Origin of the sequence: Micromonospora sp. CB01531, assembly GCF_001905095.1 — a bacterium.
Classification (GTDB): Bacteria; Actinomycetota; Actinomycetes; order Mycobacteriales; family Micromonosporaceae; genus Micromonospora.
Genome location: NZ_LWLS01000078.1, coordinates 27,782 through 50,225, shown reverse-complemented (window position 1 = coordinate 50,225; position 22,444 = coordinate 27,782). Strand labels below are relative to the sequence as shown.

At 74.8% G+C, this 22,444-nt stretch carries 4 protein-coding genes; all 4 read left to right on the top strand.

Annotated features, from left to right (window positions below; all coding sequences use genetic code 11):
- Positions 1 to 161: 161 nt before the first annotated feature.
- From A6A27_RS22690 to A6A27_RS22675, 4 genes are read left to right on the top strand one after another with little or no spacing between them, the layout of a single operon-like run.
- The gene (locus A6A27_RS22690) at positions 162 to 2,912 is read left to right on the top strand and encodes an amino acid adenylation domain-containing protein (RefSeq protein WP_158074029.1); all 2,751 of its coding nucleotides are present in this window, start codon (positions 162 to 164) and stop codon (positions 2,910 to 2,912) included.
- The gene (locus tag A6A27_RS22685) at positions 2,912 to 6,034 is read left to right on the top strand and encodes a non-ribosomal peptide synthetase (RefSeq protein WP_073836666.1); all 3,123 of its coding nucleotides are present in this window, start codon (positions 2,912 to 2,914) and stop codon (positions 6,032 to 6,034) included. Before A6A27_RS22690 ends, A6A27_RS22685 begins: the two co-directional genes overlap by 1 nt.
- Positions 6,031 to 12,234: a non-ribosomal peptide synthetase gene (locus A6A27_RS22680; protein ID WP_083672774.1), complete on the top strand. Its 6,204-nt coding sequence runs from the start codon at positions 6,031 to 6,033 to the stop codon at positions 12,232 to 12,234. Before A6A27_RS22685 ends, A6A27_RS22680 begins: the two co-directional genes overlap by 4 nt.
- Positions 12,231 to 22,436: a hybrid non-ribosomal peptide synthetase/type I polyketide synthase gene (locus tag A6A27_RS22675; RefSeq protein WP_073836664.1), complete on the top strand. Its 10,206-nt coding sequence runs from the start codon at positions 12,231 to 12,233 to the stop codon at positions 22,434 to 22,436. Before A6A27_RS22680 ends, A6A27_RS22675 begins: the two co-directional genes overlap by 4 nt.
- Positions 22,437 to 22,444 lie beyond the last annotated feature (8 nt).

The following is a 22,444-nucleotide window of genomic DNA, read 5'->3' as shown; positions in this document are numbered from 1 at the left end:
GCCCAGCATCGCGTCGCCGGACGGCCCGGTCATCTCCGATATTGCGCTGTTTGTTCCGCTGGGCTGCGGGGCGAGGGCAGTGGGCACGATGGAAGAAGACAGACCCGAACGGCGGACGCGAGGCTCAGCCGGGTAGCCGAAAACCGGGGGAAGGAAACGGTGTGTACGAGCGGGGATCCTCAAACGTGGGCTGGCCGGACGGCGGGGGACGCCCGATACACCACGCCGTCACGCACTGGGCTCGGCGTACACCGGAGGCGCCCGCCGTCACCTGTGCCGACGGCACGTTGTCCTACCGTGAGTTGGACGAGCGGGCCAACCGGCTCGCCCATCACCTGCGCCGGCTCGGCGTGGACCGGGACGTGGTCGTCGCGATCCATCTGGACCGCGGTCTGGACCACTATGTGGCGCTGCTCGGCGTCTTCAAGGCCGGCGGCGCCGCGCTGCCGCTGGACACCAGCTATCCCGCCGCCCGCCTGCGGTACATGCTGGACGACAGCGGTGCCCGCGTGCTGATCGCCGGGCAGGACCCGCCCGCCGACGGCGAGTGCACCGTGGTCAATCCGCACACCGACGCGAGGCTGATCGCCGCGAACCCGGCCACGGCACCGACCTGCCGCACCCGGGCCGCCGATCTCGCCTACCTGATGTACACCTCGGCGTCGACCGGGGCGCCCAAGGGCGTGCAGCTGGAGCACGGCGGGATCACCGACCTGTGCCGCTGGCACGTCGCGGCCCTCGGGCTGACCGGGGCCGACCGCGGCTCGCTCGCCGCTCCGCTGAGCTTCGACGCGTCGATCCTCGACCTGTGGCCAGTACTCAGCGTGGGCGGGCACGCCGTCGCGGTGTCAGACGAGGACCGGGGCGACCCCGAGCGGCTGGTCCGGGCGCTGCGGGAGAACGAGATCACGGTGTGCTTCCTGACCACCGCCCTCGCCGAGATCCTGCTCGCCCAGCCCGAGCTGGAGGCGCTGTCGCTGCGCTACCTGGTGACCGGCGGCGAGGCGCTGCGGCGCCGCCCCCGGCCGGGACTGCCCTTCCGCCTGATCAACATCTACGGCCCCACCGAGACCACGGTGTATGTGACCTCGGCTGTCGTGGCCGACTCGGCCACCGAGGACGGGCCGATCCCGATCGGCCGCCCGCTCGGCGCCGTGGACGTACGCCTGCTGGACCCGTACGGCAAGCCGGTGCCGCAGGGTGAGGCCGGCGAGATCGTGGTCGCCGGCACCGGGGTCGCCCGGGGCTACCTACGGCGGCCGGAGCTGACCGCCCGGCGGTTCGGCGAGGACGGGGCGGTGCGCACCTACCGCACCGGCGATCTCGCGCGCCGCAACGCCGACGGCCAGCTCGAGTTCCTCGGCCGCATCGACCGGCAGGTGAAGGTCCGCGGGCACCGCATCGAGCCCGACGAGGTCGAGCGGGTTCTGCTGCGGCATCCGGACGTGCGGCAGGTGGCGGTGGCTGCCGTCCGGCCGTCCGGGCAGGCCACGCAGCTGGTCGCCTACGTCGAGCGGGCCGGCCGGCCCGCCGGGACGGGCTGGTCGGCGCCGCCGGAGCCCGCCGGAAGCGCCGCCACCACGGTGGCCACCGTGCGGGCGCTGGCACCCCGCGCACTGCTTGAGATCGGACCGGGCGTGACCGGGCTCGACCGGGTGTGTGGCACGCACATCCGGCTGGACTCCCTGATCGCGGGCGGCCGTGCGGACTTCGACGTCGTGCTCGTCGACGCCCACGGGGCGCGGCTGCATTCGGTCGAGGACCTGCTCGCCACGATCACCGCGGCGGCGCGGCAGACCGTCGCCGGCGGCACCGTGCTGGTCAGCGGCGTGCGGTCGCTCCCGCTGCTGCCGGCCGCCGCCGGCGCGGCCGAACTGGCGGCGGCGCCGGACGCTACGACCGGGAACGAGCTGCGCTGGCGGGCGTACGGCCGGCTGCGGGCCGACGCGGCACCGGCGCTCCACCCCGCGGTCTTCGCGGACCTGGAAGGAGGGTCCGTCGACATCGTGCCGCGGTACGACCGGGACGATCCTGGCCGGTTCGACGTGCTGATCCGGGTCGGCGAGGTGGCGCCGGCGCCGGAGTTCGACTGGCTGGACTGGGGCGGCGACGTCGACCTGGCCGGCATCCGGGACCTGCTGCGGACCGGCGAGCGGCGCACGGTCGGCGTCCGGTCGATCCCGTACGCGCAGCTGTCGGCGCGGTTCGCCGCCTGGCAGGACATGGCGGGCCCGGTGACCGCCGGCGAGCTGCGCGACAGGGCCCGACCCGCCGGCGCGCCGACGCTGATCGACCTCCGCGCGCTCACCATCGGCCTGCCCTACCGGGTGCGGCTCAGCTGGGCCGCCGGCCGGCCGGACGGCGCGCTGGACGCGGTGTGGCTGCACGACTCCGTGCCCGAACCCGTCCGCCTGCCGTGGCCGGGCCCAGACGCCGTGCCGGCGGTGCGGGCGAACCACGCACCGGACGAGCAGGGCGACGAGGAGCTGCGCCGGACGCTGCGGGAGGCGCTGGCCGCCCGGTTCGTCCCGCACGAGATGCCGGACCTGTTCGTGCTGCTGGACCGGCTGCCGCTGACCCCGGTCGGCAAGGTGGACCGCAACGCGCTGCCGCCACCGCACTGGCTGGGCGGTGAGCGGCAGGCCGCCGCCGGGCCACGGACCCCCGCCGAGGCGGCGGTGACCGGCCTCGCGGAGGAAGTCCTCGGCCGGGCGGGCGTCGGCCGCGACGACGACCTGCGCTCCCTCGGCGCCCACTCGCTCACCTTCGCCCAGCTCTCCACCCGGATCATGCGGCGGTTCGGGGTCCGCGTCCCGGTACGCCGGCTGCTCGAGGAGCCCACCGTCGCGGCGATCGCCGACCGGTTGGAGAACTCCTTCCCGACCGCCCTCGACCGGCAGGAGGTCAGCTGATGGATGCCCCGCTGTCGTTCGCCCAGCAGCGGCTGTGGTTCCTCGACCAGCTGCACCCGGGCGCCACCGGCTACAACATCCCGTCCGCGCACCGTATCCGCGGTCCGCTCGCGCCCGAGCTGCTCGCCCGGGCCCTGACCGAGGTGACCCGCCGGCACGAGGTGGTTCGGGCCGCGGTCGGCGACGGGCCCGCCGGGCAGCCGGTGCACCGGATCCAGCCGCCCGAACCGGTCGAGCTGCCGGTCACGCCCGTCGACGGCGGGTCGACGCAGGAGCGACTGACCCGCGCGGCCGAGCTCGCCCGGGACCACGTGCTGCGGCCGTTCGACCTGCGCCGCGGCCCGCTGCTGCGGGCCGAGCTGTTCCGGATCGGCGACGACGACCACGTGCTGCTGGTCTGCCTGCACCACCTGGTGGCCGACCAGTGGACGCTCTCGCTGCTGCTGCGCGAGGTGTCCGAACTGTATGAGGCGTTCCTGCTGGACCACGGGTCGCCGCTGCCCGAGCCACCCCTGCAGTACACCGACTTCGCGCGGTGGCAGCGCGAGACGATCGACGAGGATGTGCTGGACGGGCAGCTACGGTACTGGCGGGACCGGCTGTCCGGGTGCGAGCCGCTCGGCCTGCTCACCGACCGCCCCCGGCCCCCGGTGCAGCGCTGGGACGGCGCCCGCGTACGGCGCCGGATCCCCGCCCCGGTGCTCACCGCCGTCCGCGAGTTGGCCGCCCGACACGACGTCACGCTGTTCGCGGCCGTGGCCGCCGGGCTGGCAGCGTTGCTGGCGCGGCACACCGGGCAGACCGACATCATGGTCGGCGCGGCCTTCGCGCACCGCGACCGCCCCGAGTTCGAGGACCTGCTCGGGTTCTTCGTCAACACGGTCGTGCTGCGTACCGACCTCACCGGCGACCCGGCCTTCGGCGAGCTGCTCGCCCAGGTGCGGGAGACCGCCCTACAGGCCCAGGAGAACCAGGACCTGCCGTTCGAGCGGCTCGCCGACCTGTCCGGGCCGGACCGCGACCTGAGCCGGCCGCCGCTGGTCAACGTCGTGCTGTCGTTCCTGAACACGCCCGCCGACCTGCTGCGCATCCCCGGCTCGGCGGTCACCGAGTTCGTCTTCGACCCCGGCGTCGTCAAGTTCGAGCTCGACGTCATGGCGTTCGAGGCGGACGGCGAGCTGGTGGTGGACGTCGACTACCGCCGCGACCTGTTCGACCGGTCCACGGTGGAACGGCTGCTGGCGCACCTCGAGCGGATCCTGGCCGGCGCGGCCGCGGACCCGGGCCGGCCGGTGTCCGCGCTGCCGGTGCTCACCTCCGCCGAGGAGGCCCAGCTGCTGGCCTGGGGCAACGCCACCACACCGCCGCCCACCCCGGCGAAGACGGTGCCCGAACTGTTCGCCGAGCAGGTCGCGCTCCGGCCGGACGCACCGGCCGTACGGTGCGGTGCGGAGGTGCTGACCTACGCCGAACTGGACGCGCGGGCCGAGCGGATCGCGGCCGCTCTGGTCGGGCTCGACGCCCCGGCCTGCGTCGGTGTCTGCCTGGACCGGTCGGTCGACCAGGTGGCGGCGCTGCTGGGCATCCTGAAGACCGGCGGCTACTACCTGCCCCTGGACCCCGGCTACCCGGCCGAGTGGCTCGGCAACCTGCTCGGCGACGCCGGTGCCGCCGCGGTGGTGACCGGCACCGCGTACGCGGACCGGACCGCCGGCTGGACCGGGCCGACGGTGCTGGTGGACGACCTGCCCGCGGCCGCCGGCCGGACGCCGGGGGCGGCACCCGGGCCGGAGGATCTCGCGTACGTCATGTACACCTCCGGCTCGACCGGCCGGCCCAAGGGCGTCCGGGTGCCGCACCGCGGCGTGGTACGGCTGGTGCACGAGACCGACTACGTCGACATCGGACCGGGCGACCGGGTCGCGCACAGCAGCAGCATCTCGTTCGACGCCGCCACCTTCGAGATCTGGGGCGCGCTGCTCACCGGCGCCGAGTTGACCATCCTGCGCAAGGAGACGGTGGTGGAGCCGGCGGCGCTGACGGCCGCGCTGCGCGAGCACGGCATCACCGTGCTCTGGATGACCTCGTCGCTGTTCAACCACACCGTCGGCGAGGTGCCGGACGCGGTGGCCGGCATCGGTACCGTCATCGTCGGCGGCGAGGCGCTCGACCCCGCGGTGATCCGCACCGTGCTGCGCCCGGGGAACGCGCCCCGGCGGCTGCTCAACGGCTACGGCCCGACCGAGAACACCACCTTCAGCACCACCCACCTGATCACCGTGGTGCCGGACGACGCCGTCTCGGTGCCGATCGGTACGCCGATCCGCGGCACCCGCTGCTACGTCACCGACCCCCAGCTGCGGCTGGTGCCGGCCGGCGTACCGGGCGAACTCTGCGTCGCGGGCCTCGGCCTGGCGCACGGCTACCTGGGCGCACCGGAGCTGACCGCGGAACGGTTCGTGCCCGACCCGTACGGCGCGGCCGGTGACCTGCTGTACCGCACCGGCGACCTGGTCCGCTGGCTGCCCGACGGCACGCTGGAGTTCCTCGGCCGCAGCGACGACCAGGTCAAGATCCGCGGCTATCGGATCGAGCCGGGCGAGATCGAGGCGCGGCTGACCGGCTGCCCCGGCGTACGTGCCGCCCTCGTGATGGTGCGCCGCGCCGACGACGGCCCGCGCCTGGTCGCCTACGTGGTTCCGGACACCGGCGTCGAGCTGTCCGTGCCGGAGGTGCAGAACCGGCTGGCCGGAACGCTGCCCGGATACCTGGTGCCGAGCGACTTCGTGCTGCTCGACCAGTTCCCGCTCAACGCCAGCGGCAAGGTGGACCGGGCCCGGCTGCCCGAGCCCGAACGGGCCGATCACGGCACCGAGGTGGCGCCGCGCACCGACCTCGAGGCGACCGTCTGCCGCGTCTGGGCCGAGCAGCTCGGCGCCGACGAGATCGGCGTCACCGGCAACTTCTTCCATCTGGGCGGCGACTCGCTGCTCGCCACGCGCGTGGTCGGCAGGCTGCGCCGCGAGCTCGGCATCCGGCTGAGCGTGCGGACGCTGTTCGACCACCCCACGGCCGAAGCCTTCGCCGCGGCCGTGGACGACCTCCGGGGGTCCCGGGTATGAGCACGACGACTGCCGGCGTGCCGGCGACGAGCGTCCAGGAGCGCATGTGGTTCGCCGAGCGGCTGGAGCCGGGCGACGGGCTCTACAACGTGCCGTACGCGTGGCGGGTGCAGGGCAGCCTGTCGGCCGAGGCGCTGGAACGGGCCGTGGCGGTACTGATCGAACGCCACGAGATCCTGCGCACCACGTTCGCCGAGCGGGACGGCCGGCTCCACCAGGAGATCGGTGACCCGTGGACGCCGGTCCTCGACCGGATCGACCTGCGGGGCGCGGCGGAGGACGCCCTCGCGGCGTGGCTGCGCGACTCGGCGCGCCGCCCGTTCGATCTGGACGGCGGCCGGCTGCTCCGCATCGGGCTCGCCGAGCTGGACGAGCGGCGGCAGGTCTTCTTCCTCTGCGCCCACCACCTGGTGTGGGACGCCACCTCGACCCAGCTGTTCCTGCGCGAGCTGCGGGACTGCTATGACGCGGCCGCCGCCGAGCTGGACGCGGGCACCGCAGCGGACGCGGTGGACGCCTGGCTCGAGGAGGCCCGCCCGCTGCCCACGCTCTTCCTCGGCCAGGCGGCCCGCACCCCGGACGACACCGCGCTGATCTTCGACGGCACCGCCCTCAGCTACGCCGAAGTCAGCCGCCGCGCGCACGCCGTGGCCGGCTACCTCGCCGGCCGGGGCCTCGGCCGGGGCGACCTCGTCGGGGTGTACGTCGACCGGTCGGCCGATCTGGTGCCGGCGCTGCTCGGCGTGCTGCTCGCCGGTGCGGCGTACGTGCCACTCGACCCGATCTACCCGGCGGAGCGGATCGCCGGGATGCTGGACGACTCCCGGGCCGGCCTGCTCATCGCCGACCAGCCGCCCGGCGCGGAGATCGCGGCGACCGGCGCCGAGACGGTCCTGCTGGACGAGGTCCTCGCCGCCGCACCGATCACCACCCCGGCCGCGGTGACCGGGGACGACATCGCATACGTCATCTACACCTCGGGCTCGACCGGAAAGCCCAAGGGCGTCCGGGTCACCCACCGCGGCCTGGCGAACCTGCTGCGGTCCATGGCGATCCGGCCGGGCTTCGGCGACCAGGACACGATGCTGGCCCTCACCACGGTCTGCTTCGACATCGCCGCCCTCGAGCTGTTCCTCCCGCTGATCACCGGCGGCACGGTCGAGGTCGCCTCCACCGAGGTCGCCCGCGACGGCGACCTGCTCGTCCGGCACCTGGCCCGGTCCCGGCCCACCCACCTGCAGGCGACCCCGGCCACCTGGCGGATGCTGCTGGCCGCCGGATGGGCGGGCGACGAGGCCCTGACCGTGCTCTGCGGCGGCGAGGCCCTGCCCCGCCCGCTCGCCGACGAGCTGTACCGCCGCTCGCGGGCGGTGTGGAACCTCTACGGCCCCACCGAGACGACCATCTGGTCGACCGCGAGCCTGGTGCCGGCCACCGGCCCGGTCACGCTCGGCCAGGCGGTCACCAACACCAGCCTGCACGTGCTCGACGACAGCATGCGGCCGGTGCCGGCCGGCGAGCCCGGCGAACTGTGGATCGGCGGCGACGGCGTCGCGGCCGGCTACCTGCGCCGCCCGGACCTGACCGCCGAGCGGTTCCGCACCGACCCCGCCGACCCGGCCGGCGGCACGATCTACCGCACCGGTGATCTCGTCCGCGCCCTGCCGGACGGGCAGCTGGAATACCTCAACCGGGTGGACAACCAGATCAAGCTGCACGGGTTCCGGCTGGAGCCGGGCGAGATCGAGTCGATGCTGCGGGAACGCCCGGACGTCGCGGACGCGGTGGTCCTGCTCGACGGCGTCGACACGCTGGCCGGCTACCTGGTCTGCGACGGGGGGCCGCCGGCGGCCGCGGAGCTGCGCGCCTTCCTCGGCACGCGGCTGCCCGGGTACATGGTGCCGTCGGTCTTCCGGATCGTGGACCGCTTCCCGCTGACCGGCAACGGCAAGGTGGACCGGAACGCGCTGCGGGCCCAGGGCGGCGAGTTGCCGTCCGCGCCGCGCGCGGAGCCGTCGACACCGACCGGGCGGCTGCTCGCCGAGGTCTTCGCCGAGGTGCTGGACTGCCCGCCGCCCGGCGCCGACGACTCGTTCTTCGAACTGGGTGGGCACTCCCTGCTGGTGCCCCGGCTCACCGGGGCGATCGCCACCCGTACCGGGATCCGGATCTCCGTCCGCGACCTGTACCGGCTGCCCAAGCTGGACGACCTCGCCGCCCACCTGGACTGGCTGGCCGGTGAACAACCCGACGAGCACCCGACGACGGCTCCGGTGGGGACGCCCGCGACCAGCATGCAGGAGCAGATGTGGCTGGCCGAGCAGATGGACACCACCGGCCCGGCCTACAACGTCCCGCTCGCCTGGCGGATCACCGGCGACCTGGACCCGGCCGCGCTGCGGGCCGCGCTCGGCACGCTGGTCGAGCGGCACGAGATCCTGCGCACCGCGTTCCACCACCGCGCCGGGCGGCTCTACCAGGTGGTCACCGAACCGTGGACGCCCGAGCTGACCACCAGCGCGGAGGATCTCGCCGACCGGACCGACCGGGAGGCGACGACCGCCTTCGACCTCGGGTCCGGCCGGCTGCTGCGCGCCCACCTGGTCGCCACCGCGCCCGGCGAACACGTGCTGCTGCTCTGCTTCCACCACATCGCCTTCGACGCGCAGTCGGTACCGGTGCTCGAGCGGGACCTCGGCCACTTCTACGCGCGCGCCCTCGGCCTGCCCACCGGCGAGCTGCCGCCGCCGGTCCAGTTCGCCGAGGCCGAGTGGGACGAGGACCCGGACGGCATCGGGTACTGGGTGGACCAGCTCACCGGCGCGCCCGAGTCGCTCGACCTCGGCGCACCACCCCGGCGCCCGGAACCGCACGGCGCCGTGCCGGTCCCGTTCGACCCGGACTTCGCCCGGCGCACCGCCGCCCTGTGCGACGAGTACCGGGTCTCCTGGTACATGGTGGCCGTGGCGGCGGTCTCCGCCTGGCTGCACCGCACCCACGGCGGCGACGACGTCACCTTCGGGCTGCCGATGGCCAACCGCGAGGGCGACGGGCTCGCCGACGTGCTCGGGCCCTGCCTGAACACCGTGGTGCTGCGCTCGCGGGCCAAGGCCGGCACCACCTTCGCCGACCTGCTCGGCGAGGTTCGGGACAGCATGCTGGACGCCTTCGAGTACCAGGCGGTGCCGCTACCGGCGGTGCTGTCCCGGCTCGCCCCGCAGCGCCGGCCGGGCCGTACGCCGTACCTGGACGTCATGCTCAACCTGGTCTCGGTGCCGGGCACCGGGCAGCCGCTGGGCCCGGCGACGATGACCGCGCTACCGTTCGACCGCTGGCAGCACGAGACGAAGTTCGGTCTCACGGTCACCTTCGTGGCGGACGGCGGCAAGCTGAGCGCGGTGCTGTCGTACCGTGGCGACCGGCACACCGCGGCCCGCGCCCGACGGCTGGCCGACCGGCTCGGCCGGGTCCTCGATCAGCTCACCGGCCTGGTCGGGTCGCCCCTCGCCGAGCTGCTGCCGGCCGGGAGGCCGCAGTTCCGCGACTTCGCGGTGGCGCAGGCCGAGGAGCGGGAGAGCGCCGGCGGCCGGGACGGCGTCGAACAGTGGACACGGCGGCTGTCCGGCGCGCCGGCCTTCCCCGCCCTGACCCCGCCGCTGCGCACCGCGGCACCCGGCTCGGTGCCGATCCCGCTGGCCGCCGAGACGCTGGAGCGGCTGCGTCGGATCCGCTCCGCGCACGGCCTCTCCTGGTTCATGGTGGCCGCCACCGGGGTCGCCGCGCTGCTGCACCGGTGGACCGGGCAGGAGGACGTCACCTTCGGCTGCCCGGTGGCGAACCGCGACGAGTTCCCCGACCTGCTCGGACCGTGCCTCAACACCGTCGTGCTGCGGTCCGAGTGCGACCCCGAGACCACCGTGCTGGACCTGGCGCTCGCGATGCGGGAGACCGTGCTGGGCGCGTTCGACCTGGAGCGGGTGCCGTTCGAGGACGTGGTGAGCCGGCTGCGGCCACCACGGCGGCCCGGCTGGACCCCGTACGTCGACGTGACGCTCGCCGCGACCGCCGCCGGACCGGCCGGCGCGTCGCTCGGCGGTGCGCTGCTCACCCCGATCGAGCTGGACCACGCGGGCGCCGGGTACGCCGCCAAGTTCGGCCTCACCGTCGGTTTCGAGGAGATCGACGGCCGGCTGCGCGGCACCATGCTGTACCGCGGCGACCGGGTGACCGGCGGCGAGGCCGAGCGGATGGCCGCCTGGCTGGGCCGGTTCGTCGAGTCCTTCGCCGAGGTGGCGGACCAGCCGGTAGGCACGCTCCACCTGCTCGGCGCCCCCGAGCTGGCGGAGATCGCCGGGTTCGAGCGGACCGCGCCGGCCGGCGAGGCGACCACCGTGCCGGCGCTTTTCGCCGAGCGGTGTGCCGCCCAGCCGGACGCGCCGGCGATCCGGTCCGGCCGCGGCGTGCTGAGCTACGCCGAGCTGGACCGGCGGGCGGACGGGCTGGCGGCGGCGCTGCGGCCGCTGGCCACCGGCGCGCGCCCGGTGGTCGCGCTGGTCCTGCCCCGCGGCGCGGACCTCGTGGTGGCCATGCTGGCCGCCTGGAAGGCCGGCTTCAGCTACTGCCCGATCGACCCGGTCTACCCGGAGGCGCGGATCCGGTTCATCGTCGCGGACCTCGGCGCGTGCGCGGTGGTCACCGACGACCCGGCCGCGATCGCCGGTGCCGTGCCGCCGGGCGTCCGGGTCGTCGACGTGGCCGAGGCGGCCGAGGACCCCGGCGGCGGGCCCGCGGTGCTGCCCGATCCCGGCGCCACCGCGTACGTGCTCTACACCTCGGGCACCACGGGCGAGCCGAAGGGGGTCGCGTACCGCCACGGCAGCCTCGCGCACGTGACCCGGTGGCACGTCGACACCTTCGGCGTCGGGCCGGGCGACCGGGTCAGCCAGATCCACAGCGTGGCGTTCGACATGACGGAGTACGAGGTATGGCCCGCGCTCTGCGGCGGCGCTGAGGTGCTGCCGTACGAGCGCCCGGTCGTGGTGCCGGAGCTGGCGTCCTGGCTGGGCGAGCAGGGTGTGACGATGTTCTTCACGCCGACCCCGCTGGCCGAGGCGCTGTGGACGGCGGGCACCGCGCCGGCGTCGCTGCGCTGGCTGTTCTTCGCGGGCTCGCCGCTGACCTCGGTGCCGCCGGACGCGCCGTACGGGATCTGCGACGCCTACGGGCCGACCGAGACCTACATCACCACCACCCACGTGTTCGACGCGGCCACCGCGACGGTGCTGAACTGCGTGGGCCGGCCGGTCGACGGCGTACACGTCTACGTGCTGGACGCGGCGGGCCAGCGCTGCCCGGTCGGCATGCCGGGCGAGCTGTTCGTCGGCGGCGCGACGGTGGCGCAGGGTTACTGGGGCCGCGACGACCTGACCCGCGGCCGGTTCACCGCCCGGACCCCGGACGGCGAGCCGGGCTGGATCTACCGCACCGGCGACCGGGCCCGCTGGCTCCCGGACGGCACGCTCGAATACCTGGGCCGGCTGGACCGGCAGCTCAAGATCCGCGGCTACCGGATCGAACCGGCCGAGATCGAGATGCAGCTGCTACAGGATCCGCTGGTCCACCGGGCCGTCGTGCGCGGTTTCCCGGGCGAGGCCGCGCCGCTGGTCGCCTACCTGGTGGCGCCGGCCGGTGCGACCCCGGACACGGCCATCGTGCTGGCCCGGCTGAAATCCCGGCTGCCTGAGTTCATGATCCCCAACGCCGTGGTGTGGCTGCCGGCGCTGCCGCTGAACCACCGCGGCAAGCTCGACGCGGACGCGCTGCCCAAGCCGCGCCGCGAGGACCGGGTCGGCGAGACCGCGTGGACCGCGCCGGAGTCGGAGACTGAACGGCGGATCGCCGCGGTGTGGTCGGCGGTGCTGGGCCTGGAGCAGGTCGGCGCGCACGACAACTTCTTCGACCTCGGCGGCAACTCCCTGCTGCTCGGCACGCTGCACGCGCGGCTCGAACGCGAGCTGGCCCTGTCCCTGCCCATCCGGCGCCTGTTCGAGCACCCGACCGTGCACGCGCTGGCCCGGTCGCTGGCCGCCGGCGCGGACCAGCCGTCGACCTCGGCGGACGTCCGCGGCCGCGCCGAACGTGCCCAGCGCGCCCGCCGGGCCCGGCCCGCCCGCGCCACGAGGACTGGAGAGGACGCATGAGCGAGGGCAACGCGATCGCGATCGTCGGGCTGGCCTGCCGTCTCCCCGGGGCCGAGAACGTCGGGCAGTACTGGCGGAACCTGCGCGACGGGGTCGAGGGCATCAGCCGGTTCGAGCTCGCCGAGCTCCTCGCCGCGGGGGTGGACCCGGCGCTGGCCCGGCACCCCCGGTACGTGCCGGCGCGCGGCGTGCTGGCGGGCGGCGAGTGCTTCGACCGCCGGTTCTTCGGATACAGCCCGGCCGAGGCGGCGGCCATGGACCCGCAGCAGCGGGTGTTCTTGGAGTCGGCGTCGGTGGCCCTGGATGACGCGGGCATCGATCCCGAACGGTTCGGCGGTTGGATCGGCGTCTACGCGGGCTGCGACATGATGAACCCGGCGCTGCAGGGCTCCGGCGGGGACGGCCTGTCCCGGATGATCGGCTACGACAAGGACTACCTCGCCACTCGGGTCGCGTACAAGCTTGGCCTGCGCGGCCCGGCGATGACCGTGCAGACCGCCTGCTCCACCTCGTTGGTGGCGGTGCACCAGGCGGCGCAGAGCCTGCTGAACTTCGAGTGCGACGCCGCCCTCGCCGGTGGCGCCTCGCTCTGGCTGCCGCAGGTCACCGGCTATCTGTACGAGGAGGGTTACATCGAGTCGGCGGACGGCCACTGCCGGCCGTTCGACGCCGCGGCCAGCGGCACGGTGGGCAGCAGCGGGGTTGCCGTGGTGGTGCTGCGGCGGCTCGAGGACGCGCTCGCCGACCGCGACCGGATCGTCGCGGTGATCCGTGGTTCGGCGCTGAACAACGACGGCGGCGCGAAGATCGGCTACAGCGCGCCGTCGTTCGCCGGGCAGCGCGACGTGATCCAGTTCGCCCAGGCGCAGGCCGGGGTCGAGGCCGGCGACATCGCGTACGTGGAGGCGCACGGCACGGCGACGCGGGTGGGCGACCCGATCGAGGTGGCGGCGCTCACCGCGGCGTTCCGCGAGTCCACCGACCGGGTCGGGTTCTGCCGGCTCGGCGCGGTGAAGAGCAACATCGGCCACACCGGCGCCGCGGCCGGCGCGGCCGGACTGATCAAGACCGCGCTCATGCTGAGGCACCGGGAGGTCGTGCCCACGCTGCACTTCCGGGAGCCGAACCCGGGCCTGGAGCTGGACACCTCCCCGTTCCAGATCGCCGCCGAGCTCGCCCCGCTGCCCGCCGAAGGCCCGGTCCTGGCCGGGGTGAGCGCCTTCGGGGTGGGCGGCACCAACGCGCACGTCGTGCTGGAGTCGCCGCCTTCGCGCCAGGCCGCGCCGGCCGGGTCGAAGCCCCGGGTGTTCTGCCTGTCCGGCTCGACGCCGGCGGCCGTCCGCACGATGCGGGCCGACCTCGCCGGGCACCTGGAGTCCACCGACGACACGCTGGACGACGTCGCGTTCACCCTGGCCGCGGGGCGGCGGCGCTTCCCGCACCGCAGCGCCGTGGTGGTCACCGACCGGGCCCAGGCGGCCGAGGCGCTGCGCTCCGCACCGCCGCCCGCCAGGGCGACCGGCGAGCGGGACATCGCGTTCCTGTTCCCCGGCACCAGCGTGCTGCGGTCCGGCTTCGGCGCCGCCGCACACCGCCGGCTGCCGGTCTTCCGCGAGACGTTCGACGCGCTCGCGACCGAGTGCCGCCAGCGGTACGACATCGACCTCTGCCCGGTGCTGCGCCCGGACGCCGACCTGGACTGGCTGCGCAGCCTGCGGAACGAGCAGCTCGCCCTGTTCGCCATCGGGTTCTCCTTCGCCCGGCAACTGCAGGCGTACGGCATCGAGCCGAAAGCCTTGCTCGGCCACAGCGCCGGCGAGGTCGTCGCCGCGGCCGTCGCCGGGCTGTGGACCCCCTCGGACGCGCTGCGGCTCGTACACGAGCGCGGCAGCATCCTCAGCGCCGTCGAGCCGGGCCGGATGCTGGCCGTGTCCGCGCCCCCAGACGAGGTGCGCGAGTTGCTGGCCACCCGGCCGGGCCTGACCGTGGCGATCGAGGCGCCGCGGTACTCGGTGCTGGCCGGCCCGACCGAGCTGATCGACCGGCTGCAGGCCGACGGGGTCGGCGACCGGGTGCTGGACCTCGGCGGCGCCTACCACACGGAGGCGATCCGGCCGGCCGCCGAGCGGCTCGGCCGGATCTTCGAGGAGATCCCGAACACGACGCCCGCCCTGCCGTACCTGTCCAACCTCACCGGCGACTGGGCCGACCCGGCGGCGACCGTCCGCGGTGACTACTGGGCCGACCACGCGTCGAGCACGGTACGGCTGTCCGGCTGCGTGGACACCCTGCTGGGCAGCTCGTGCCGGGTCTTCGTCGAGCTGGGACCCGGCCAGACCATGACCCGGATGCTGCTCGGGCACCCGGCCTGGACCGCCGGGCACCTGGCCGTGCCGGTGAGCGGGCGGGCCGAGGACGGCGAGGAGGAGAGCCTGCTCGCCGCGCTCGGCAAGCTGTGGGAGCGCGGCTTCGAGATCCCGATCGACGATCTGCTGGACGAGCCGGGCCGGTGCGCGCTGCCGCCACACCCGTTCGAGCGGATCGACTGCGAGAGCGCAAGGCCCCGGGCGGCGGGCGCGCCGGGTGCCGCGCAGCAGCACGACATGATCGTGACCGTCGGCCAGGTGCGGGCGCCGGAGCTCGTCGCCGCCATGGCCGCGGACCCGGCCGCGATCCGGCCGGCTGCGCTGACCGACGCGCTGGCCACAGCCGAGGGCGCGGTCGCGCCCGCCGTGGCGGTGGCGGTCGAGGACGACCCCGAGGTCCTGGACGGACTGCCGCGGCTCGCCGAGCAGGCCGCCCCCGCCGGGGTACGACTGCTGCTGCTCGGCAGCGGCCTGGTCGGCGAGGGCCCGGTGCCGGACCTGGTGGAGCGCCTGCGCCGGGCGGCGCCGATCACGGTGTTCGACCTCGACCAGGGCGATGCACCGGTGCGCGCGCCGGCCGCCCTCGGCGGGGTGCACGCGTGGCGCGGCGGCCGCTGGTGGCACCTCGACGAGGAGCCGCGCAGCACCGACCCGGAGCCGCCGGCCACAGCCGACGCGCCCGAGGAGGACGACGACCTCGCGGACGGGCCGCGCGACGCGACCGAGGAGGCGGTCGCCGCAGTGTGGCGGGAGTTGCTCGGACTGACCAGCATCGGGATCCACGACAACTTCTTCGAGCTGGGCGGGCACTCGCTGCTCGCCACCCAGCTGGCATCCCGGCTGCGGGTACGGTTCGAGACGGAGATCCCGCTCGAGGCGGTGCTGGACAACCCGACGGTGGCCGGGCTCGCCCGGGTGGTCGGCGGATCCGGCACCGCCCGGCGACAGGCGATCGTCCCCCGGGCGGAGTCGGACGGGCCGCTGCCGGCCGCGTTCATGCAGCGGCGTCTGTGGTTCCTCGAGCAGTCCGGGGCCGACCTCGCGTACGCCATCCCGCTCGTCCTGGACCTCGCCGGCGCGCTCGCGGTCGAGACGCTGCGCGACGCGATCTCCGAGGTGGTCCGGCGGCACCAGGTGCTCCGGACCGTGCTGCCCGAGCGCGACGGCGAGCCGGTCCAGGTGGTGCTCCCGCCCGCGCCGGTGGACCTGCCGCTGGTCGACATCGCCGGCGCCGACGAGGCGGAGCAGGACCGGCGGCTGGCCGACGACCTGCGCCGGCCCTTCGACCTCGCGACCGGCCCGCTGCTGCGCGCGACCGTCTTCCGTACCGGCGAGAACCGGCACATCCTCGCGATCTGCGTGCACCACATCGTCATCGACGGCTGGTCGCTGGACCTCCTCTGCGACGAGATCGCCCAGCTGTACAACGCCTTCCTGGCCGGCCGGGAGTCACCGCTGGCGGAACTGCCCGTCCAGTACGGCGACTACACCCTCTGGCAGCGCGACCGACTCGCCACCATCCTCGACGCCGACCTGGCGTACTGGACCGACCGCCTCGCGGACGTGCCCGCGGGTCTCGAGCTGCCCACCGACCGGCCGCGGCCCCGGGTGCAGACCAACCACGGCGCGATCGCGGACCGCTGGCTCTCCGCCGGCCTGCGGACCGACCTGGAACGGCTCGGCCGCAAGCACGACGCCACGCTCTACATGACCCTGCTCGGCGGCTTCCAGGCGCTGCTGCACCGCTACACCGGCGCCACCGACATCTGCGTCGGCACACCGGTCGCCGGACGCACCGAGGTCGAGCTCGAGCGGATGATCGGCTTCTTCGTCAACACGCTGGTGCTGCGCACAGAGGTCGACCGCCGGCTGTCCTTCGCCGGCCTGCTGGCGCGGGTCCGCCAGACCGCGATGGGCGCGTTCGCGCACCAGGAGGTGCCGTTCGAGCGGCTGGTCGAGGAGCTGAATCCGCCCCGCGACCCCAGCCGCAACCCGCTCTTCCAGGTGATGTTCAACCTGCTGAACCTCAACGACAACCCGCTCGACCTGACCGGGATCGAGGTCCGCGACCGGCCGAACCCCGGCCTCGGCAGCGCTCAGGTCGACCTGTCGTTGGACATCTACCAGCGCGGCGACGGCCTGCTGTGCCGGCTGGAGTACAACAGCGACCTGTTCGACGCCGCCACCGCCGACCGGCTGCTGCGCCACTTCGAGACGTTGCTGACCGGGCTGGCCGCCGACCCGGACGCCGAGCTGGGCAGCTGCGAGCTGCTCGACGACGCGGAGCGGCGGCAGGTTCTCGACGAGTGGAACGACACCGGCCGCGCGATCGAGCCGGTGACCGTGCCGGAGCTGTTCGAGCGGACCGCCCGCCGCACGCCGGACCAGCTCGCCGTGGTGGGCCGGGACGGTCGGCTCACCCACGCCGAACTCCACGCCCGCGCGAACCGGCTGGCCCGCTACCTGATCGCGGCCGGGATCGGCCCGGAGGACCGGGTCGCGCTGATCCTGCCGCGCACCACCGACGTGGTGGTGGCGATCCTCGGCGTGCTCAAGGCCGGTGCGGCCTACCTACCGATCGACCCGGCCATGCCCCGCGACCGGGCCGCCTCGATGCTCGAGGACGCGACGCCCGCCCTGGTGCTCACCGAGCTCGACGAGGAGCTGCTGGCCGGCTTCGCCGCCGACGACGTCGACCCCGACGAGCGGGTCCGGCCGCTGCACCCGCGGCACCCGGCCTACCTGATCTACACCTCCGGCTCCACCGGCCGACCCAAGGCGGTCGTCGTGGAGCATCGGAGCCTGGTGAACCTGTACCACGAGCACCGGTCCACGCTGTTCGCGCCGATGGCCGCCCGGCACCCGGTCCAGGTGGCGATCACCGCCTCGTTCTCCTTCGACACCTCCTGGGAGGAGCTGCTCTGGCTGGCCGACGGGCACACGCTGCACGTCATCGGCGAGGAGCTGCGCGCCGACGCCGACGCGCTCGTCGGGTACGTGGGGAAGCACGGCATCGACTTCCTCGACGTGACCCCCTCGTACGCGGCGCCGCTGCTGGCCGCCGGGCTGCTCGAGGACGACGGCCGGCACACCCCGGCGATGGTGTCGATCGGCGGCGAGGCCATCGACGCCACGCTGTGGGAGGAGATCGGCGCCGCGCCGCGGACCGCCGCCTACAACTACTACGGACCCACCGAGTGCACGGTGGACACCCTCGGCAGCCCCATCGCCGCCGGCCGGCCGGTGTCGCTCGGCCGCCCGCTGGCCAACACCCGGGCGTACGTGCTGAGCCCGGACCTGCAGCCGGTGCCGCCCGGGGTGGCCGGTGAGCTGTACCTGGCCGGCGCCGGGCTGGCCCGCGGCTACCTCGGCCGCCCCGGCCTCACCGCGACCCGGTTCGTCGCCGACCCGTTCGGCGCGCCCGGTTCCCGGATGTACCGCACCGGCGACCTGGTCCGCTGGCAGGCCGGCGGCACCCTGGAGTACCTCGGCCGGACCGACGACCAGGTCAAGATCCGCGGATTCCGGATCGAGCCGGGCGAGATCGAGGCGGTGCTCGCCGGTCACCCGGCGGTGACCCAGGCGGTCGTCGTGGCCCGGGCGGACCGGCCGGGCGACCCGCGCCTGGTCGCGTACGTGGTGCCGGCCGAGGACGGCACGCCCGACCCGGCCGAGCTGCGCGCCTTCGCCGCCCGGTCGCTGCCGGACTACATGGTGCCCGCCGTCGTGGTGCCGCTCGACCGGATCCCGCTGAACACCAGCGGCAAGGCCGACAAGAAGAAGCTGCCTGCGCCGGCCTTCGTCGCGGCGGTCTCCCGGAAGCCGCGCACCCCGGCGGAGCGGGCCCTGGCGGGCCTGTTCGCCGACCTGCTCGGGGTGCCGGCGGTCGGCATCGACGACGACTTCTTCGCCCTCGGCGGACACTCGCTGCTGGCCACCCGCCTGATCACCCGGATCCGCTCGACCTTCGGCGCGGACCTGCCGGTACGGGCGCTGTTCGAGACGCCGACCGTGGCCGGGCTCGCCGACCAGCTCGCCGCGGCGGGCCGCGGCGGGGAGCGGCCGGAACTGCGCGCCCGCGTACGGCCGGAGGTCCTGCCGTTGTCCTTCGCCCAGCAGCGGCTGTGGTTCCTGGACCGGCTGACCGGCTCGGACTCGACCTACAACCTGCCGTTCGCGCTGCGGCTGACCGGCACGCTGGACACCGCTGCGCTCCGGCAGGCCCTCGCGGACGTCACCGGCCGACACGAGGCGCTGCGCACCGCGCTGCCCGAGGTGGACGACGAACCGCGCCAGGTCGTCCTCGACGCCGCCACGGCGCGGCCCGAGCTGATCGTCACCGAGGTCCCGGCCGGGGAGCTGGAACAGGCCATCAGCACCGCCTGCGGTACCGGCTTCGACCTGAGCGGGGCCCTCCCGCTGCGGGCGCACCTGTTCCGGCTCGCCGCCGACGAACACGTGCTGCTGCTGGTGCTGCACCACATCGCGAGCGACGGCTGGTCCCTCGCGCCGCTGGCCCGGGACCTCGGCACCGCCTACCGCGCCCGGCTCACCGGCGCGGCCCCGGACTGGGAGCCGCTGGCCGTCCAGTACGCGGACTACACCCTCTGGCAGCGGGAGGCGCTCGGCGACGAGGCCGACCCGGAGAGCACCCTGGCCCGGCAGGTCGCGTACTGGAGGGAGGCGCTCGACGGCATCCCGGAGCTGCTCGACCTCCCGACGGACCGGCCGCGCGGTGCCACCGCCGAAGGACGGGGCGGGGCGGTCGACTTCCGGATCCCCGCCGAGGTGCAGCGGAGGCTGGCGGGACTCGCCCAGGAGCACGGCTGCACCCTGTTCATGGCGCTCCAGGCCGGGCTGGCCACGCTGCTGACCCGCTGTGGTGCCGGCACGGACCTGCCGATCGGCTCGGTCGTGGCCGGCCGCCACGACGAGTCCCTCGACGACCTGGTCGGGTTCTTCGTCAACACGATCGTGCTGCGCACCGACACCTCCGGCGATCCCACGTTCCGGCGCCTGCTGGCCCGGGTGAAGGACCGCGACCTGGCCGCGCTGGCCCATCAGGACCTGCCGTTCGAACGCCTCGTCGAGATCCTCAACCCGGCCCGGTCGCTGGCCGGCCATCCGCTCTTCCAGGTGGCGCTGGTTCTGCAGAACACCGTCGAACCCGAGCTCGACCTGCCGGGCCTGCACGCCGCGCCGGAGCCGGTCGGCGACGTGGGCGCGAAGTTCGACCTCACCGTCAACCTGAGCGAGGACGGCGACGGCATCGAGGGCGCCCTGGTGTACCGGGCGGACCTGTTCGACGCGTCCACCGCGGCGGCCCTGGCCGACCGGTTCATCCGGGTGCTGACCGCGGCCGCCGCCGACCCGGACACGCCGATCAGCACGTACGAGCTGCTCTCGGCCGCCGAGCGGTGGGCGGTGCTGCCGGCCGGGACCGGTACGCCGGTGGAGCCGCGCACGTTCCCCGCGATGTTCGAGGCGGCGGCCGCCGCGCACTGGGACGCCGTCGCGGTGTCCGACGACGAGGTCACCTGGACGTACGCCGAGCTGAACGCGCGGGCCGACGAGCTGGCCCGGACGTTCGCCGCGCGCGGCGTCGGCCCGGAGGACGTGGTCGCACTGGCGCTGCCACGCTCGGCCGGCCTGATCGCCGCGATCCTCGCCGTGCAGAAGGCCGGCGCGGCCTACCTGCCGGTGGACCCGGAGTACCCCGGCGAGCGGATCGCCTACCTGCTCCGGGACGCCCGGCCGGTCCTGCTGGTCAGCACCGGGCCGATCGCACCGGCGCTGCCCGCGCACGACTGCCCGGTCATCCTGCTCGACGCCGCGTCACCGGTGGTTCCGCCGGACACCGCCGTGCGCCGGCCGGACCCGCGCAACCCGGCCTACCTGATCTACACATCCGGCTCGACCGGCCGGCCGAAGGGCGTGGTGGTCTCGCACTCCGGCCTGGCCGCGCTCGCCGCGTACCAGGCGGAGCGGATCGGGGCCGGGCCCGGCGACGCGGTCCTGCAGTTCGCCTCGCCGAGCTTCGACGCGTCGGTGTGGGACCTGTGCCTGGCGCTGCTGACCGGGGCCCGGCTGGTGTTGGCGCCGCCGGAGCAGCTGCTGCCCGGTCCCGCGCTGGCCGAGCTGGTGGTCCGGCGCGGCATCACCCAGCTGACCCTGCCGCCGTCATCGCTGGCCGCGCTGGATCCGGGCGACCTCCCGCCAACGGTCACTGTGCTGGTCGGCGGCGAGGCCTGCTCGGCGGACCTGGCGGCCCGGTGGTCGTCCGGGCGCACGTTGGTCAACGGCTACGGCCCCACGGAGGCGACCGTCGTCGCCACGGTCAGCGACCCGCTCACCGGGACGGGCATCCCGCCCATCGGGCGGGCGGTCCGGGACATGCGCCTGTACGTGCTGGACGCCGCGCTGCGGCCGGTGCCACCCGGCGTGCCCGGCGAGCTGTACCTCGCGGGTCCCGGTCTCGCCCGGGGCTACCTGCGCCGGCCGGGCGTCACCGCGGAGCGGTTCGTGGCGAACCCGCTCGGCGGTCCCGGCGATCGGATGTACCGCACCGGCGACCTGGTGCGCTGGCGGAACGGGAACCTGGAGTTCCTGGGCCGGGCGGACGGCCAGGTGAAGCTGCGCGGCTTCCGGATCGAACTCGGCGAGGTCGAGGCCGTACTGACCGAACATCCCCAGGTGGCGCAGTCCGTGGCTGTGGTGCGCGAGGACCGGCCGGGCGACCCGCGCCTCGTCGCGTACCTGATCCCGGTGTCCGAGCCGCCGGAGCCGGCCGAGTTGCGGGACTGGTTGCGCGACCGCGTGCCGGCCCACCTGGTCCCGTCGGCCTTCGTAGCCCTGGACGCCTTCCCGGTCACCCCGAGCCGCAAGATCGACCGGAAGGCGCTACCGGGCCCGGAGGCCTCGACGACCGACCGCGCCCCGCGGACCGCCCGCGAGGTGGCCCTGTGCGGCCTGTTCGCCGAGGCGCTCGGACTTGAGCGCGTCGGGGTCGGCGACGGCTTCTTCGAACTCGGCGGTCACTCGCTGCTGGCGGTCAAGCTGATGGCCCGCATCCGCTCGGCGCTGGGCGTGGACCTGAGCATGCGTACGCTCTTCGCCGCGCCGACGCCCGAGGCGCTGGCGCAGCGGCTCGACCAGGCCGCCCCGCCGGATGCCGCGGTCGACGTGCTGGTGCCCATCCGGGCCACCGGCGCCGCGCCGGCGCTGTTCTGCGTACACCCGGTCTCCGGGCTCAGCTGGTGCTACGCGGGCCTGCTGCCCTATCTGCCGGACCGGCCCGTGTACGGCCTGCAGGCTCGGCGCAGCTGCCCGCCGGAGGATCTGGACGCGTTGGTCGACGACTACCTGGCCGAGCTCCGGGCGATCCAGCCCATCGGCCCGTACCACCTGCTGGGCTGGTCGGCGGGCGGAACCATCGCGCACGCGCTCGCCTGCCGGTTGCAGCGCGACGGCGATCAGGTCCGGTTCCTCGCCCTGCTGGACTCCGTCCCGCGGGCTGGCAGCGCGGACCGCGCGGCGATCGCGCTGGCCATCGGCGACGACGTGGGCGCCACCGGCGAGGACCTGGACACGCTCGTGGAGAGCGGCCTGCACACCCACCGGATCCTCGAGCGGACCCCGCCCGGGCGGTTCCGCGGGAACGTCGTCTACCTCACCGCGGTCCGCGACGGCGACCGGGCGGCCGCCGCCTGGCACGAACACGTCGACGGCACCGTCGACGAGTACCCGATCGACTGCCACCACACGACGATGATGCGCCAGGGTCCGCTCACCGAGATCGGCCCGGTCATCGCCGCCGAGCTGAAACGCGCGCGCTGATCCCCGAG

Bases quoted from the DNA above. Each gene is read 5' to 3' on its own strand.
- A6A27_RS22675 (WP_073836664.1), top strand. From the start codon at position 12,231: ATGAGCGAGGGCAACGCGATCGCGATCGTCGGGCTGGCCTGCCGTCTC.
- A6A27_RS22680 (WP_083672774.1), top strand. From the start codon at position 6,031: ATGAGCACGACGACTGCCGGCGTGCCGGCGACGAGCGTCCAGGAGCGC.
- A6A27_RS22685 (WP_073836666.1), top strand. From the start codon at position 2,912: ATGGATGCCCCGCTGTCGTTCGCCCAGCAGCGGCTGTGGTTCCTCGAC.